12 protein-coding genes are annotated in these 16,623 nt (G+C 56.6%); 3 read left to right on the top strand and 9 right to left on the bottom strand.

The window, feature by feature from the left end:
* Nucleotides 1-52: 52 nt before the first annotated feature.
* From uvrB to P1X16_RS16735, 5 genes are all read right to left on the bottom strand, one after another.
* Nucleotides 53-2,089: an excinuclease ABC subunit UvrB gene (gene uvrB, locus P1X16_RS16755; RefSeq protein WP_277231277.1), complete on the bottom strand. Its 2,037-nt coding sequence runs from the start codon at nt 2,087-2,089 to the stop codon at nt 53-55.
* A 160-nt stretch (nt 2,090-2,249) separates the two neighbouring features.
* A complete protein-coding gene (locus tag P1X16_RS16750) occupies nt 2,250-2,675 on the bottom strand; it encodes a hypothetical protein (protein WP_277231275.1) in 426 nt (141 codons plus the stop codon).
* Between the two features lie 50 nt (nt 2,676-2,725).
* Nucleotides 2,726-3,118, bottom strand: a complete 393-nt coding sequence (locus P1X16_RS16745; RefSeq protein WP_277231273.1) for a hypothetical protein — start codon at nt 3,116-3,118, stop codon at nt 2,726-2,728.
* A gap of 37 nt (nt 3,119-3,155) precedes the next feature.
* Nucleotides 3,156-4,853, bottom strand: coding sequence for a hypothetical protein (locus P1X16_RS16740; RefSeq protein ID WP_277231272.1), 1,698 nt, complete (start codon nt 4,851-4,853; stop codon nt 3,156-3,158).
* Entirely contained in the window at nt 4,834-5,523 is a 690-nt protein-coding gene (locus P1X16_RS16735) for a sigma-70 family RNA polymerase sigma factor (RefSeq protein WP_277231270.1), read from the bottom strand. The genes P1X16_RS16740 and P1X16_RS16735 overlap by 20 nt, the downstream gene beginning before the upstream one ends.
* 387 nt (nt 5,524-5,910) lie before the next feature.
* Here P1X16_RS16735 and wrbA point away from each other — a divergent pair, with 387 nt between their 5' ends.
* Nucleotides 5,911-6,525: an NAD(P)H:quinone oxidoreductase gene (gene wrbA, locus P1X16_RS16730; protein WP_277231269.1), complete on the top strand. Its 615-nt coding sequence runs from the start codon at nt 5,911-5,913 to the stop codon at nt 6,523-6,525.
* Between the two features lie 747 nt (nt 6,526-7,272).
* Nucleotides 7,273-9,858: a TonB-dependent receptor gene (locus P1X16_RS16725; protein ID WP_277231267.1), complete on the top strand. Its 2,586-nt coding sequence runs from the start codon at nt 7,273-7,275 to the stop codon at nt 9,856-9,858.
* Between the two features lie 72 nt (nt 9,859-9,930).
* Here the strand turns inward: P1X16_RS16725 and P1X16_RS16720 are convergent, their stop codons facing one another.
* Nucleotides 9,931-10,674 (bottom strand): LytTR family DNA-binding domain-containing protein, encoded by a 744-nt coding sequence (locus P1X16_RS16720; RefSeq protein WP_277231266.1) that lies wholly within the window; start codon nt 10,672-10,674, stop codon nt 9,931-9,933.
* A 173-nt stretch (nt 10,675-10,847) separates the two neighbouring features.
* On the bottom strand, nt 10,848-11,951 hold the full coding sequence (locus tag P1X16_RS16715; protein WP_277231263.1) for a sensor histidine kinase: 1,104 nt from the start codon (nt 11,949-11,951) through the stop codon (nt 10,848-10,850).
* A 336-nt stretch (nt 11,952-12,287) separates the two neighbouring features.
* Between P1X16_RS16715 and P1X16_RS16710 the strand changes: the two genes are divergently transcribed.
* Nucleotides 12,288-14,795 (top strand): TonB-dependent receptor, encoded by a 2,508-nt coding sequence (locus tag P1X16_RS16710; RefSeq protein ID WP_277231261.1) that lies wholly within the window; start codon nt 12,288-12,290, stop codon nt 14,793-14,795.
* Nucleotides 14,796-14,969: 174 nt separating this feature from the next.
* Here P1X16_RS16710 and P1X16_RS16705 read toward each other — a convergent pair whose 3' ends face one another.
* Together P1X16_RS16705 and P1X16_RS16700 are read right to left on the bottom strand one after the other, a co-directional pair.
* A complete protein-coding gene (locus tag P1X16_RS16705) occupies nt 14,970-15,710 on the bottom strand; it encodes a shikimate dehydrogenase (protein ID WP_277231259.1) in 741 nt (246 codons plus the stop codon).
* A 171-nt stretch (nt 15,711-15,881) separates the two neighbouring features.
* A complete protein-coding gene (locus P1X16_RS16700) occupies nt 15,882-16,538 on the bottom strand; it encodes a DedA family protein (RefSeq protein WP_277231257.1) in 657 nt (218 codons plus the stop codon).
* Nucleotides 16,539-16,623: the final 85 nt, after the last annotated feature.

Here is a 16,623-nt window from a genome sequence, read left to right as displayed (position 1 = left end):
AGTCAATAAGCCGACACGCAAAACAAGCATCCTATCTAAACCTGCTATCTGCTTACTCGCGCTTGGTCTTGAGCACCTGCTTGAGTGCCGCCAGCTCGTCGCGGAGCTTTGCAGCCGTAAGGAAGTCGAGGTCTTTGGCAGCGGCTTCCATCTGCTTCTCGGTTTGCTTGATGAGTTTTTCCAAATCCACCTTGGTCATCATCGACACCACTGGTTCAGCGGCTATGGCCAGCGCAGTGTCCGTTTCGGGGCCCACGTACGCCTGCGGCTCGGCAATGCGGTAGTCCGAAAGCGAGGTTTGCTCCATGATGGCCTCGCGCGACTTGCGCACGGTGCGCGGCGTGATGCCGTGCTCTTGGTTGTAGGCCAGCTGGGTAGCACGGCGGCGGTTGGTTTCGTCGATGGCGCGCTGCATGGAACCGGTCATGCGGTCGGCGTACATAATGACTTTGCCCCGGTCGTTACGGGCGGCGCGGCCCATAGTCTGAATCAGGCTGCGCTGGTCGCGCAGGAAGCCTTCTTTATCGGCATCCAGAATGGCTACTAAGCTGACTTCCGGTAAGTCGAGACCTTCGCGTAGTAAGTTTACGCCGATAAGCACGTCGATTTCACCGAGGCGCAGTTGTCGCAGAATCTCTACCCGATCCAGCGTCTTCACGTCGGAGTGCACGTAGCTGGATTTGATGCCTAGGCGCTCCATGTACTTTTGCAGTTCCTCGGCCATACGCTTGGTGAGCGTAGTCACCAGCACCCGGTCGCCTTGCTTTACCCGGTTGTCTACTTCGTCCAGCAAGTCATCAATCTGGTTCACCGAAGGCCGAATGTCGATTTCGGGGTCTAGCAGGCCCGTCGGGCGGATGATCTGCTCGACTACCACACCGTTGGCCTGAGTCAACTCGTAGTCAGCAGGGGTAGCTGATACGAACACGGCCTGATGGTACATGCTCTCGAACTCGTTGAAGGTGAGCGGGCGGTTGTCGAGAGCCGACGGCAAGCGGAAACCGTACTCAATCAGGGCTGTTTTGCGGCTCCGGTCGCCGCCCCACATGGCCCGGATTTGGGGCATGGTGGCGTGGCTTTCATCGACTACCAGCAGGTAATCTTGCGGGAAATAATCGAGCAGACAGAAGGGGCGCGAACCGGGGTTCCGTCCGTCGAAGTAGCGCGAGTAGTTCTCGATACCCGAGCAGTAGCCTAGTTCCCGTATCATTTCCAGGTCGAATTCCGTGCGCTCCATGATGCGCTTGGCTTCGGCGTCGCGCCCCTCCTTCTCGAAGTAGGCGTGCTGCTGCACCATATCGAACTGAATTTCCTTAATGGCCTGATTCAGCGTGTCCTTGCCCGTTACGAAGAGGTTGGCCGGGTACAGCGTCACCGACTTCTCGTCGGCCAGCTTCTTGCCGCTGTTCGGGTCAATGCGGTGAATGGCTTCAATTTCGTCGCCGTAGAAGAAGATACGGTACGCGTAGTCGGCGTAGGCCGGGAAGATGTCTACGGTGTCGCCTTTCACCCGGAACGAGCCACGGGTAAACTCCATTTCGGTGCGCGAATACAGGATCTGCACAAACTGGTAGAGCAGGTTGTTGCGCGAATACCGCAAGCCCGGGGCCAGGTAAATCACGTTTTTGCTGAACTCCTCGGGATTGCCGATACCATAGATGCACGACACCGACGCAATGACAATGACGTCGCGCCGGCCGCTGAGCAGTGTGGACGTGGTATGCAGCCGCAGCTTCTCGATTTCCTGGTTGATGGCCAGGTCTTTCTCGATAAACACGTCGGTGCTGGCAATGTAGGCTTCGGGCTGGTAGTAGTCGTAGTAGCTGATGTAGTACTCGACGGCGTTGTTGGGGAAGAACTGCTTGAACTCGCCGTAGAGCTGGGCGGCCAAGGTTTTGTTGTGGCACAGTACCAAAGCCGGCTTGCCCGTCTGGGCAATTACGTTGGCCATGGTAAAGGTTTTGCCGGTACCCGTAGCCCCGAGCAGCACCTGGGCCGGTTCGCCGTTGTTAACACCCTCTACTAGTTGGGCAATGGCTTGCGGCTGGTCGCCAGTGGGTTTGAATTCCGAGGTAAGTTGATAGTCCATGCAGAAGAGGTTAGCTACACTGACCGGAAGTTCACCGAAAAGTCAGCCTTTGATAACTGTATTAGCAAAGTGGAGGTTTCCTGGCAAACAAAAAAACCTGTCCGAACAGCGGGCAGGTTTTTAAGGGTTGGGAGTGTGGTGAAGTGGAAAGAGGCTGTGGCTATTGGCGGGTCAGGCGTAAAGCGGCCGTCTGGGTTGGCGAAGGCGCCGAAGAAACGGGGTACGGGTCGACGGCGGTGAGGGTCAGCCAATACGGAACAGCGTCGAGCGTTACGGTAGCCGAATCATTCTGGCAAGCCCCGAGGCAAAGGTCAGTTGCTTGCAGCGTGCCGGCTTTGTCGCGCAGTTCTACGTTTACGTTGGCTTGGCCGCCCCATACGCAGGTCACATCGGAAGGGCAGCGCGAGTCAGAAATCTTGGTTATCGTGAGTTGCACGTCGGTGCCCACTGCTTTCACAGTGGTGCTCTGCTTGTTTTGCAGCTTAATGGTTTGGTCGAGAGCGGCTACTTGGTCTGAGTCTTTTTTGCTGCATTGCACCAACCCCAACAATCCCCAAATAGCTAAAAGAAACAGAAGTGTTTTCATCGGTAGTAAGAGTTTGGCTTGAACATAGACTACATTCTCTGGATTAGTGCTTAGCGCGAGTCGCGCCAAACGAGAACGGGGTTGGTGGCGTTGGCTTTAAAGTCGGGGCAGCGGCCATCACCCTGGTTATTAGCGCCCCCGCTGGCAGCACACAGCACATTCCCACACGTGTCGAACAGGTAGTTGAGAGTAGTACTGCCGCCGTTTGCCGTTGGAGCGCCCCCGCCCGTTACCAAGTATACCGTTTGGCCAAGATACGTGTACTGAGTTATTTCGGCTACTGGGGTGCGTTTCGGTTCTTGGCTGAGTTGGGTTATGAGGGTTTCAGAAAACTTGTCAGGGCAAACGGGACTCAAGCTTGCTTCCGCATCGGAGGTGCTGCACCCACCCATCGTTCCTAGCAAGAGCAGCAAGGCCAGTAGACAGGTAAAAAATCGGTTCATTGGTTTAACTAAATCAGGAAGGGTACCCTCTTGCCAATTACGGTGCGGCCGGTGTAGGCTTGTGGCTGTTAAACTCCACGCTGGCTTCCATGCCCACACTATATGGGCGGCGTTGGCTAAGTCCCCGCTGGCCGGGGTCGGTGTTAAGCGAAGTAAGGCCCATTTCGGTGGTCGTACCGAGCACCAAGTTCCAGGTTGCGTTGGCTGGTTGGTAGCGAACCCCTGCCCCGCCCCGCACCGAAGCCTGCACTTTGCGGTAGGGTGAATCGCTGGAAGACAGTGAATACCGTTGCGTGGTACTTGGCGAGCCGGCTGGCGCAAATGTGCTAGGAGCGCGATTACCGGCAGAGTAATTTTCTAGTTCCGACTTTGTGCTTAGCAGCAAACCCACAGCAGCCCCAACTTTTGCATAAAGCGAGGTGCCCGTGCGCTGCGAGCCATAGCGCACTTCCACAGGCACTGCCACCGTGCGGTAGCGGTAAGAGGTTTTGCGCATATAGATAGGAGCTGCTGAATTCCGGGCGCTGTAAAAAGCGGTGTTGCTAAGGGAGTTGGCCACCGGCGGACTCACTAGACGCCCATCCAGAAAATCGTAGCTAGTGGCGGAAGTAGCCGTTTGCTGGCCAGCCTCTACCCCCGAGCTAACGGTTAAGCGCTTACTGACACTATAAGCCGCCTTGAAGGCCACGCGCTGACTCACGCCGGCACGCAGGTTGCGGCGATATTCAGCTTCGGCATCCTCCTGATAATAATTGCGCAGCGCCGTGCTCACCATATCGGCCGAAGAAGCAAACGCTTGCCCATTGGACTGCGAGAAGTCGACGTTGGGGTTATAAGCCGATGCCCCGTACCCACCACCAAAACGCAGCCGCCGCCACTTCTTTGTAGGCGAGGGTGTCGTTTCGTCTTGCGCGGCGGCCAGCATCCCAAGGGCGGGCTGTGGTGCAGCCAGCAACGACGGCTTTAGCGTATCGGGGCGCGAACCTAGCCAACCACCCCGCAACCCGGCGAAACGCGGTGTTATGCCGTTCCAGCCCGACATGGTCATGCTGTTCTCGGTACCCGAATAGCTATTACCGAACTGCGCAGCCATCAGACTGGCACCACTCGCTGACGAGCGGCTACCGCCAAAACCAGGGTTTGTGGTGTTCATTGCAGTAGCGGTGATAGAGCTGCCTACGCCCGTAGCCTGTGAGGCTCCGTTTGGGTTGTAAGAAGCTGAACTACCATATCTATTGGCAGCAAGACCCGGCGCAAGTGCAGTTGCAGCGTTTCCGTTTTCGGCGGCCAGCAACTCATTGGTCGAGCTGGCGGCAGTTGCGTCGCCAAGCAGCGATGCGCTTTCGGTGGCAGTTGGATCAGCTGACGCAGAACCCGTGTTTGGGTCGGTATTGGTTGAAGCCAGGGCGGACTGGTTGCCGTTGCTGGAAGTTGCGTTGATGCCGCTACCAGCGCGGCCAGTTGCTAAACCAGAAGTTGGGGCTTGCCACTGATGCAGCAGCGCCCAGCCGCCCATGCTCAGGAAGAACAGCAGGCAGGCCGCAGCCACCCAGCGGTGCACGCGAAGCCGCCGCCGGTAGTTGTTGTTTTGTTCGACAAGCAGCTCGTGGTCGAGTTGCTCCCAGAGACCGGCACGCGGCGTCACCTCGGCCTCGGAGAACTTCTGTCGAAACAGATGCTCCAGGTCGCCGGTGGGCCGGGGATCGGGGGTAGTATTAGGTGCGGAAGTGGCCATGGTTGGATTGTGCGTCGAGACGCTCGATTTTCGACTTCAAAATTGCCCGAGCCCGGGAATATTGTGATTTGCTGGTGCCTTCGGAAATGCCAAGCATCTCCCCTATTTCTTTGTGGCCGTACCCTTCGATAGCAAACAGGTTGAACACCATGCGGTAACGGGGGGCTAGCTCCTGCACCATCGTCAAGAGTTCCTCGAAACCATAATTGGCTAAGGTAAATTCCTCACCGGCAAGCTCTTCAGGGTATTCACCCTCGCTCACTGCAATTAAGGGTGCATTGCGGCGGTGCTGTCGAAGGGCGGCATTTACCATGATGCGGCGAATCCAGAACTCGAGCGGGCACTCACGGCGGAAGCTGCTCAGGTTGCGAAACACCGTGACAAATCCTTCCTGCAACACGTCTTCGGCCTCGAAGGTGGTTTGGGCGTAGCGCAGGCACACCGCCATCATCCGGCCGGCAAACCGTTCGTAGAGGTGTTTCTGCATGAGACGGCTGCCGGCCAGGCACCCATCGATTAGTTCGGCCTCGCTTAGCTGGGAAGGCGGCGTGAGTTGGCGCACAGGGGGAGCGGGCGAAGTGAAAGCCTCAGTCGACGACGCCGGCGCACCGGCAAATAACCCCCGCAACCCGGTGGCGGGTCGCAGAGCCAAAGACGAAAGCGCACTCACCGGCTTGCCCGACCTGCGGGGTCGGAGCCGTGTGCCCTCGCAGACCACGCCCCTTGCTGGAGCCGTGCGTACTGGACGTATATAAATTGCATAGGCCGCTAACTAAGCTAAACAAAATACCTGGAGCTGGCCTTACCGAAGCGCAGCTACAACCAGAAGAGCCTGCAGGTGCCTTCAACGGTTGCATGCGCTGTGCAGCGTGGCTGAAATATTTTATAAAGCGCTTATTATCTAAGGAATCGAAAGAAAAACAATTACTGCTAACAATCGTATCTGGAATTACAATGTACATACATATATTGCGTCGTTGGTTTTCTGTTTACCTTAACTGCAAATCCTAGTCGCCTACTTCTTACAAGCTCTTTTTCACCTCAACAAACAACTAGCATGAAAACCTTAATCGTTTTTTACTCCACCTATGGTCACATCTACAAGTTGGCGGAAGCCATAGCAGAAGGCGCCCGCGAGGTGGAAGGCAATGAAGTGGTGATAAAGCGCGTACCCGAAACACTGTCGCGGGAAATTCTCGACAAAACGGGCGCAACAGGAGCCCAAAAGGCATTCGAGCACGTGCCGGTAGCCACTCCCGAGGAGCTAGCCGAGTACGATGCCATTATTTTCGGCACGCCAACCCGCTACGGCAACTTGTGCGGCCAAATGCAAGCCTTCATGGACAGCACCGGCGGCTTGTGGGCCCGCGGCGCGTTGGTAGGCAAAGTAGGCAGCGCCTTTGTGAGCACCGCCACGCAGCACGGCGGCCAAGAAACCACTCTGCGGGCGTTTCATACCGAGCTATTGCACCATGGATTCGTGATTGTGGGGTTGCCTTACGCCTGGCAGGGCCAGATGGGCCACGAAGAAGTTACGGGCGGCACGCCGTATGGCGCTAGCACCGTAGCAGGTGGCCAAGGCGAGCGGAACCCGAGTGCTAATGAGCTAGAAGGTGCCCGTTTCCAGGGCCGCCACACAGCTGAAATAGCAAAAAAGTTGTCAGTTAAATAAAATCGTTAATTTGGCACTTGATTTATAAATAATAGCACTTGTTCTGCACACCATTGCAACATTGTCCAGCCACTCCTCACCAGGGTGGCTGGTACTTTTTTAGCCCTATCTAACTCGTAAGTATATCGTTGTTTTCCTCATTTGCACAGCAGAAAGCTACTTTTTCTAAAACAATCTGCCCAGGTGAAGGCAAACGGTTTGCCCTTCCTAACCTGCGTGTGGAAGGGCGAAAAATCACGTAACACAGATGCTACCTAACAGTAAAGGACAAGCAGCTTGATGGCCCTCATGTACTTTAACTAAAAGGGGTGGCTGCCAAACCCTCGATTGAAACAATACTTCAGAAAACATGACGTCATAATTTTTAGCGCGTTTTACCGATGAGGCTGCAACATTAAAATAATGGCAGTGTCCTTATTCGTCATCAAATATTAACACATACCCATTCGTTCATACACTACCTTGTGCTGCCTCGTTTACATTATTGTAAGTAGCTAAGCTATTGCTAGTTTCTTCTATAAGCCACCAATACTTACCACCCCGAACTGATAGCCTGAACGGCTACGGCTTTCGCTCCAAGGATGCGGTTATGTGCTGACGGTGCATCCTTCTTTAAGCTCTTAGAAGCTACTACTTCAGTGAATTTCAATTGCGGGTGTAATGCTCTCCATTGTCTACCGATTACTTATCGGCCGCTAGGCCACTATGTGCTTTCACTAGACCTTTCTCAGCTCTATTTTCCTTTAGATGAACAAACTATTATTAACCTCCTTAGGTCTAGCCAGCTTACTTACTGGCGCCGGCACAGCACTAGGGCAAACCACTCCGCCAGCTAGTACGCCGCCGGCTGGTGCCCGGCCAGCCGGAGCGCCTGCTGCTACGCCCGCTCCTCGCCTGGCCCTACCCGAGACACCCAAGGGCGCGGGCCGCGTAACAGGTACGGTGCTGGACGCAGCCACCAAAAAACCCGTTCAGTTTGCCACTGTGGCCTTGCTGCCTGCTACTGGAGAAACACCCATCGACGGTACCGCTTGCGACGAGCGGGGCCGCTTTGTGATGAAAGGGCTTGCGGCTGGGTCGTACCGCGTGCAAATCAGCTTTCTGGGCTACGGCAACCGGGTCGAAAACGTGACCGTTTCGGACGGCACCACCGACCTGGGCAACATCACGCTGACGGCTACAACCCAGAAGCTGGGGGAGGTGACCGTGACGGGCGAGCGGGACGTAATTGAGACCAAGCCAGACCGTATCGTATACAACGCCGAAAAGGACATCACTAACTCGGGAGGCACGGCCGCAGACGTGTTGCGCAAAGTACCGCTGCTGAACGTAGACCCCGAAGGCAAGGTGGAATTGCGGGGTACGGCCAATGTGCGCGTGCTCATCAACAACAAGCCGTCGAGCGTGGTAGCCAGCTCTGTGGCCGATGCGCTTAAGCAAATTCCGGCAGACCAGATTAAGAGCGTTGAGGTAATTACGACGCCTTCGGCTAAATACGATGCCGAGGGTACGGGTGGCATTATCAACATCATCCTCAAGAAAAACAGCATGCAAGGGGCCAACGGGAGCGTCGGGCTGGCCGCGGGCACGCGCAGCTCCAATGCCAACGCCTCCTTGAACTACCGCAAGGGCAAAGTCGGCATCAATAGCTCCTTGAGTGGCTTTGCTTTCTACAGCCCGAGCCGCAACAACCTTTCGCGCTACCTGAAAAACCCCGACGGCTCCGAAGAACAGTCGCTGGAGCAGGAAGGCAAAGGCAAGGGGCTAGGCGGCGGCGGTTTCGGCCGCATCGGCCTCGACTACGACCCTGCCGAGCACCACAACCTCACTCTGAACTTTCAAGGCAGCCGGTTTGGCAATTCCAACGACAACCAGCAGTTCAACAACTTACTTCTGCCGGCACTAGCTGCCAATCAGTTCACGCGGGACACCGACAGCAAGTATAGCTCCCAGAGCTACGACATAAACGGTTCTTATACCCGCACCTTCGAAGACAAACGGCGCGAGTGGAGTGTGCTGGCCCAGCATACCCGCAACCGCAACGTGCAGGACTACGACCTGACACAATTCGAGGGTCGCGAACAGATTGCGCCCATCACCTACCAGGAACAGAGCGACAACTTGGCGCGCAACCTCGAAACCACGTTGCAGACCGACTACGCGCATCCTTTCTCGGAAACTGCGCTGCTCGAAACCGGCGTTAAAGCTATTATGCGCCGCGTAAGTAGCGACTACGACGTGTACGACGGCCTGGACCTGAACTTCAAGCCGGCGCGTTCCAACCTGTTCGACTACAACCAGGACGTGGTGTCGGGCTATGGTACCTACGGGTTTTCGATGACCAAGAAGTTCAACTTCAAGCTAGGAGCGCGGGTGGAAACCACGCGCATTAAAGGCTCATTTGAGCAGCGGCAAAGCGAAAACTCTGGTGTATCGCAGAAGTACACCAACGTGCTGCCGAACCTGAGCGTGAGCTACCAGCCACAAAACCCCAAGAAGCCGGGCCAAACGGTGCGCTTAGCCTACTCACGCCGGATTCAGCGTCCGCAGATTTACTTCCTGAACCCCTTCGTCAACGCCTCTGATACGCTCAACGTGAGCTATGGCTACCCCGACCTGGAGCCCGAGCTGACGGATAGCTACGAAATGAGCTATACAACGTTCATCAAGAGCTCGACGCTGAACTTCTCGGCGTATACGCGTCGCACGGGAAATGCCATTGAGACTGTGCGCTTTATCGACGCGAACGGGGTGAACAACCAAACGTTCCGCAACATTGGCCGCAACAACACCTACGGGGTAAGTGTGTTTGGCTCGGTGAAACCCACAACGAAATGGGACGTGGGCGGCAACCTGAACGTGTATTACGTGCGGCTGGAAAGCCCAGCCCTTACGTTTGGGGATGGGTACGTCAACACATCGTCCTACTCCAATGATGGGGTGATGTACAACATAAACCTGAATTCCAGCTACCGATTCGAGAAAGGCTTAAGCATCCAATTCTACGGGGGCCTGAACTCGCCGCGCGTTCAGCTGCAAGGCAAGCAAGCGGCCTGGACGTATTACTCACTGGGCTTGCGGAAGAAACTGCTCAAGGAAAAGGCCGACGTCACGCTGAACGCCGACAACTTCTTGAGTGCCACACGCAACTTCAAGAGCCGCCTCGACACCGAGCAGTTCCGGCAGAGCAGCAACTACTACATCTACCAGCGTAGCCTCCGCCTGGCCTTCAACTACCGCTTCGGCAAAGTGACGAATCAGCCTCAGCGCCCCAAGCGCAGCATCCGCAACGACGACACCAAGCAAGGTGACAGCGGCCAAGGGCAGCAATAAGTGAAGTGAACGACAAATGAAAAGAGCGTCTTGCCGAAGCAGGACGCTCTTTTTGTGTTTTACTAGCACCCCTCATACCCGCCCGTGGTAGCGCAGGTGCTCTAAAAAGGCTTCTCGATACGTTTCGCCGATGGGCAGGGAACTGCCGTGCACCTGCACGCGGGTGCGCTCGACGAACTCCAAGTGGCGTAAGCTGATGAGGTAGGACTTATGGATGCGCACGAAGCGGCCAGGGGGTAGCAGTTCTTCCAAGCCCCGGAACGATTGGAGCGTGAGCATTTTGCCGGCGGCGGTGTAGAGCATGAGGTATTCCTTTTGCCCTTCGGCGTAGTACAAGTCAGCCACCAACAGCCGGCGGAGGCGGTTGTCTTGCCGGATGAACAAGGCTTCGGCAAGGTTTTCGGCGGGTTCGGCGGTAACCCCTGCGCTTACCGGGGCAAGAGCCGCGCGAGCCCGGTGGGCGGCCTGCACAAACCGCTCGAAGCGAATAGGCTTGAGCAGGTAATCGAGAGCCGGCAACTCATAGCTTTCGGCGGCATATTCGGCGTGGGCGGTAGTGAAGATGATGCGGGGGGCGGGTGTTGGCAGCAATTGGGCCAGTTGCAAGCCCGTGAGGCGGGGCATGTGAATGTCGAGAAACACGACGTCGACGGGGTTGTCTTGCAGAAATTCCACTGCTGCTAACGCCTCCTGAAACTGTCCTTTCAAGACCAGAAACGGTACTTGGGCGCAGTACTCGGCTAGCACATTCAGCGCCAGGGGCTCGTCGTCGACAATAACACACGTCAGAGGGCGGCGAGCTAGCGTAGATTCCATGGACGACATACTAAGAGTTGCAAGGCGAGAATATTTCTTATTAGCCTACTCCACTAGGCCACTTGTCATTCCAACGCGGGAGGAATCTGAGTTAAGCCATCAAACAATTCAACTCAGATTCCTCTCTCCGCTAGACGCGCGGAATGTCAGAATGACAACGAGCTGTTAAGCCTTTACAGCTGTACCTCCAGTTTCACTTGATATTCGGTAGCTGTAGCCGCCACGCTGAGGCTATGGCGGCCCGGATACAGTAGTTCCAAACGGCGTTGCAGGTTGGCCAAGCCCATCCCACCAGGGGCAGCTAGGTCAGAGGGAACTTGAGGGTTGCAATAGTTTAGTACCGAGAACAGCAGACGGCCATCGGGCTGCAACTGTAAATGCAGGCGAGCTACTACGGGCCGGGCCGCCAGGTCGCCGTGCTTGAAGGCATTTTCAACCAAGGGCAAAAGCAACATGGGTGGCAAACGGCGGGCGTACTCGGCGCCAGGCGGCAGCAACACCGTGAACGGCAGCGCCTCGTCGGCTTCGTCGGGGGGTAGGCGCAGCAGTTGTAGCGCCAGAAACCCGTGCAGGTGTCGTATTTCGCGGGCCAGGGGCACCAGGTCGTCGGTGCTGTCGTAGAGCTGGTAGCGCATCAGCTCGGCCAGCCGCAGCACGGCTTCGGGCGCCTGGGGCGAGGCTTGCAGCGTGAGCGAGTAGATGTTGTTGAGGGTATTGAAGAGGAAATGCGGATGGAGCTGCGTTTTCAGCAACGACAGCTCGGTGCGCAGGTGCTGGCGCTCCAGTTCTCGGCGGTTTTCCCGCTGGTGGAGGTAGTCACTGGCGAGGCGCAGGCCCGCGCTTAGCAACAAAATCAGGCCCCCAAGCGGGAGGTGTAGGGTAAGCAGCAGTTGCACCTGCGCCATCAGATTTAGCTGAAGCCTACTTAGCTGCACGCCTTCCTGCAGGGCCACGCTCAGGCCTGCCCTCGCCAGGGCAAACAGCAGCAACGCCCCCACTACAGCCCCGAGGTAAGCTAAACTGCGCCGTGGCTTAAACAGCTTGGGTTGCAGCACCAAGTAGTTCACATAAAACAAGGCACAGTCGAGCAGGTCGGCCAGCAGGGCATTGCGCCAGAACAGGGTGGCGTTTTGGGGCGCTGTGTAGTAGAGGCCGGCACGAGTAAACCAAAGCTGCGCATCGGCATAAACCAGCAGCCCTAACCATACCAAGTGCGGCCACGGCAGGTGTACGCGCCAAGGCAAGGCCGGAAAACGAGGAGAAACAGCGACAGCCATATAAGAACACGTGAAGCGAAACACAGCTTTGCTTGTGCTCGGCAAAGTAGCTATTCAACTGGCAGCTACCGTGTTTTTTCAACCATTCCCGCTCCGCTTACCACCACCCCGGCTTCCGACGCAACCAACACGTTGCGCGCCCCCGAAGCACCAGCCCGCGCCCTAGATAAGCGGCAATTCCCAACTGGTTGAAACAAAATATATTATTCGTTGAATTTTTTCGGTTAGCGCCAACACTACGCCTACTTTTAGAGCGTTGTGCCACCAATTACCGCCAAGCCGACTCCTTGGCCTAGTAGTGTCTATTACAGTAGCTTATCCTTTCTGATCTTACCTATGAAACAAACCCTTACGCTGCTGCTTGCAGCCCTCCTTACTGTGCCCGTTGCGCAAGCCCAAGTGCCAGCTGCGCCCACCACCACAACCGCTAGCCAAGGCACTGGCCGCTTAACGGGCACCGTGGTGGACGCCGCCACCCAAAAACCCGTTGAATACGCTACCGTTACGCTGCTGCCAGGCACCGGCACCACCCCGGTGGCTGGCAGCACCTGCGACGCGCAAGGCAAGTTTGAGTTGAAAGACCTGCCGGCTGGCTCGTTTCGCCTGCAAGTCAGCTTTGTGGGCTACACCAGCCGCACGGAAACCGTTACGGTGGGCGCACAAGCTACCGCACTCGGCGTTTTGGCGCTTACGGCCTCCGCGCAGAAGCTAGGTGAGGTAACCGTGACTGGTCAGCGCGCACTGGTGGAGACCAAGCCAGACCGCCTCGTGTACAATGCCGAGCAAGATGCTACCAACACGGGCGGCACGGCCTCCGACATTCTGCGCAAAACGCCCATGGTCAACGTCGACAACGACGGCAATGTGCAGCTGCGCGGTACCAGCAACGTGCGCATCCTCATTAACAACAAGCCCTCGGCCCTCTTGTCGGGCAACTTGGCCGAAGCTCTCAAACAGATTCCGGCCGACCAGATCAAAGCTATTGAGGTGGTGACGGCGCCTTCGGCTAAATACGATGCCGAAGGGTCGGGCGGAGTTATCAACATTGTGTTGAAAAAGAACAGCTTGCAGGGTACCAACGGCAGCCTGGGCGCCAGCACCGGCAACCGCAACCAAAGCATCAACGGCGCCCTGAATGTGCGCCGCGGCAAATTTGGGGTCAATACCAGGCTAAGCGGGTTCAGCAGCCGGTACCCCTACAAGAGCAGCACTACCCGCACCGATTTTATCCCGGGTGGTGAAGGCCAACTAGAGCAGCACTCCACCACCCGCAACGTGGGCGGAGGTGGCTATGGGCAAGTGGAATTCACCTACGACCCGTCGCCGCTACATAGCTTCACGCTCAGCGGCAACGGCAACTCCTATAAGAGCCGCTCGCCCCAGGACTTGTTCAACCAATATGACTTCAATCCCTATTTCGGCCCGGACACGCTCAAGCTCGATTCACTCTACTCGCGCGACATTCTGCAACGGTACGAAAATCAAAACTACGACCTCAACGCCGGCTACACCCGCACTTTCGGCGAGGCCCAACCGCGCCGCGAATGGAGCGTGCTGGCCCAGCACACCCGCAGCCGCAACAACCAAAACTACCGCCTCGACCAGTACCACAGCGCCGACGTGCTAACCGGCCCGCTCGAATACCGGGAGCGTAGCCTCAACCTGGCCCGCAACCTCGAAACCACTCTGCAAACCGACTACACCCACCCCTTCCGCGACTCGACCACTCTGGAAAGCGGCGCCAAGCTCATCCGGCGCAGCGTCAGCAGCGACTACAGTCTCGACACCGTGTTGCTAAGCAAGCAGTCAGATTTCACGCGTAGCCCCCTGCGCTCCAACGCCTTCGACTACCAGCAGAACGTGCTGGCGGCTTACAGCACCTACAATTTTACGAAGGGCAAGAAGTACGCTTTCAGCCTTGGTACGCGCCTGGAGCGCACCGACATTGAAGGCAAGTTTCAGGGGGAGGCTGGGCGCTTCTCCAACAACTACCTGAACATACTGCCCAACGTTAGTGCCACGCGCACGCTCAAGAAGCCCGGCCAGACGCTGCGCCTGAGCTACTCTCGCCGCATCCAACGCCCCCAGATTTATTACCTCAACCCCTACGTCAACCAAAGCACGCCTAACAGCATCAGCTACGGCAACCCCAATCTGTCGCCGGAAATTACGGATGCCTTCGAACTGAGCTACGGTACGTTTGGGGAGAAAAGCTCGCTGAATGCTTCCACCTACGTGCGCCGCACCGGCAATTCCATCGAGGAGTATAACCGCTACAATGACTCGCTGGCCCGCACCGAAAGCACCTACGGCAACATTGCCACCAACACCACTTACGGCCTCAACCTGTACGGCTCCCTGAAGCCCGTTCCGGCCCTGAACGTGAGCAGCAACGTGAGCCTCGACTACACGCGCCTATACAGCGCCGCTCTCAAGCAAACCAACAACCGCCTCAATGCCTTCGTGAACCTCAATTCCTCGCTGAAGCTAGGCAAGGTGTACAGCCTGCAAGCCTACGGCGGCTTCTGGACAGGCGGCGTGCAGCTTCAAAGCCGCTACTCGGGCGGCTACTACTACACCGCCGGCGTGAAACGAACCCTGATGAAGGAGAAGGCCGACCTTACGTTCAACGCCAGCAACTTCCTGGCCCCCGGCCGCGAGTTCCGCGGCAGCACCGAAACCGCCCAATTCCGCAGTACCAGTAACTTCTACTCGTATCAGCGCGCCGTTCGCCTCTCGTTCAACTACCGCTTCGGCAAGCTCGACAACTCCCAGCGCCAGCGCCGCTCCATCCAGAACGACGACAGCAAGCAAGGCAGCAGCAAAGGCGGAGGCGGGCAGTAGAGCAGTCAGTTGCTAAAAGCATTGTTCTGGCAACTAAGCGTTTCCTCCACAAAGAAGCCCTTGACACGTGTGCAGTTGTCAAGGGCTTCTTTGTGGAGGCTTTACTGCTTGATGAAGCAGAACCGTACTATTTTACTAGCTAGGCCAACGGTAGCAATTCGCTACTTCACGGTGTCATCTTTGTTGCCAGATGTCCCAGGCAGCTTCGGCTTGGAGGCAGAGCATCTCGAAGCCGTTTTTGGTTTGGGCGCCCACGGCTTGGCCGCGCCGCATAAACTCGGTTTCGCTGGGGTTGTAAATGAGGTCGAAGAGATAGTGCTGGGCGGTAAGGGCCTCGTATGGAATGGGTGGGTACTGCTCGACGTCGGGGTAGGTACCGAGGGGCGTAGCGTTTATGACGAGCAGATGTTCTTCCAGTACTTGCGGCGTAAGTTCGGCATAGGTTAGGCCCGTGCCCATGGGGTTGCGCGACACCACCCAATACCCAATATTAAGGTCGCGAAGGGCTACTTCCACGGCTTTAGAAGCGCCACCGCTGCCCAGGATGAGGGCGCGGCCGGCAAAGCCAGACGGCAGGAACCCGGCCAAGGAATTGTGAAATCCCACTACGTCGGTGTTGTGCCCGATCAGGCGGCCATCCGCGGCAAATTCGATGACATTAACGGCTCCTACGCGGGCGGCCGAAGAAGCTATTTCGGTGAGGTAGGGCCAGACTTGTTCCTTATAAGGGATAGTTACGTTGAGGCCCTGCAAGTCGGGATGCTGGCTCAGCAACTCGGGCAGCGCATCGATGAAAGGCAGTTCGAATAGCTCGTAGTGATGGTCGGGAAGGTGAAGACTATCGAATTTCTGACTGAAATACGTCTGGGAAAAAGAATGCTGCAACGAACGGCCAAGCAACCCAAATTCAGGCATAAAGAGGGAGATATATTTCGAGAGGCAAGCAACAAAAAAAACCACCCGGCCCAAAGAACCTGAGTGGTTTCTTGCAAAGAAAACTGTCATTCCGGCGCCAGACGCCATCTAGGAGCGAGCCTTAAACAGCTAAATCCAGCTTTGCTCTACGTCGGAATAAGCGTATTGATCCTAAGCAACCGGCCGGTTGCTGGCCCGCCGCGCTTTGAAAAACTCGAACACCACCGGCAGCACCGACAGCCCGATAATAGCCAGCACCACCAGCGAGAAATTCTTTTGCACTACTGGAATCTGCCCGAAGAAGTAGCCTGCCAGCGTGAGCAACGACACCCACAGCACCGCCCCTACTACATTGTAAGACAGAAATTTACTGTAGCTCATGGTGCCTACGCCCGCCACAAACGGCGCAAACGTGCGGATAATAGGAATGAAGCGTGCCAGAATGATGGTTTTAGCTCCGTGCTTCTCATAGAACTGCTGTGTCCGCTCCAGGTGCTCACGCTTTAGAAACCGGGAGTTTTCGCTGAACACGCGCGGCCCCAAGTAGTCGCCGATGTGGTAGTTGAGCGTGTCGCCGAGCACGGCGGCCAGAATCAGCAAACCTACCATGGCCCACACGTTCAGGGGCGAACCGGGCAGTGCTGCCAGAGAACCTGCGGCAAACAACAACGAGTCGCCGGGCAGAAAAGGCAGTATTACTACTCCCGTTTCAAAGAAGATAATGGCGAACAGAATAGCATAGGTCCAGGCTCCGTAATCCTGAATGATGTCGCCAAGGTGCTTGTCTAGGTGCAGAATGAATTCGCCAAGGTGCCGCAGGATTTCCATAAGGTAGAGTAGCCGGTTAGTTCACAAAGAAAGCAGAAAGCCACCGGAGTACCGCAGCGCCAGCTAGCGGCCATTGAAAAGACAA

Origin of the sequence: Hymenobacter sp. YC55 (assembly GCF_029433095.1) — a bacterium.
GTDB lineage: Bacteria > Bacteroidota > Bacteroidia > Cytophagales > Hymenobacteraceae > Hymenobacter.
This window is presented reverse-complemented; position numbering and strand designations above follow the sequence as displayed.

Coding starts and splice junctions, on each gene's coding strand:
- P1X16_RS16715 (WP_277231263.1), bottom strand. CDS start 11,951: ATGGCTGTCGCTGTTTCTCCTCGTTTTCCGGCCTTGCCTTGGCGCGTA.
- P1X16_RS16745 (WP_277231273.1), bottom strand. CDS start 3,118: ATGAACCGATTTTTTACCTGTCTACTGGCCTTGCTGCTCTTGCTAGGA.
- uvrB (WP_277231277.1), bottom strand. CDS start 2,089: ATGGACTATCAACTTACCTCGGAATTCAAACCCACTGGCGACCAGCCG.
- P1X16_RS16710 (WP_277231261.1), top strand. CDS start 12,288: ATGAAACAAACCCTTACGCTGCTGCTTGCAGCCCTCCTTACTGTGCCC.
- P1X16_RS16750 (WP_277231275.1), bottom strand. CDS start 2,675: ATGAAAACACTTCTGTTTCTTTTAGCTATTTGGGGATTGTTGGGGTTG.
- P1X16_RS16720 (WP_277231266.1), bottom strand. CDS start 10,674: ATGGAATCTACGCTAGCTCGCCGCCCTCTGACGTGTGTTATTGTCGAC.
- wrbA (WP_277231269.1), top strand. CDS start 5,911: ATGAAAACCTTAATCGTTTTTTACTCCACCTATGGTCACATCTACAAG.
- P1X16_RS16740 (WP_277231272.1), bottom strand. CDS start 4,853: ATGGCCACTTCCGCACCTAATACTACCCCCGATCCCCGGCCCACCGGC.
- P1X16_RS16705 (WP_277231259.1), bottom strand. CDS start 15,710: ATGCCTGAATTTGGGTTGCTTGGCCGTTCGTTGCAGCATTCTTTTTCC.
- P1X16_RS16700 (WP_277231257.1), bottom strand. CDS start 16,538: ATGGAAATCCTGCGGCACCTTGGCGAATTCATTCTGCACCTAGACAAG.
- P1X16_RS16725 (WP_277231267.1), top strand. CDS start 7,273: ATGAACAAACTATTATTAACCTCCTTAGGTCTAGCCAGCTTACTTACT.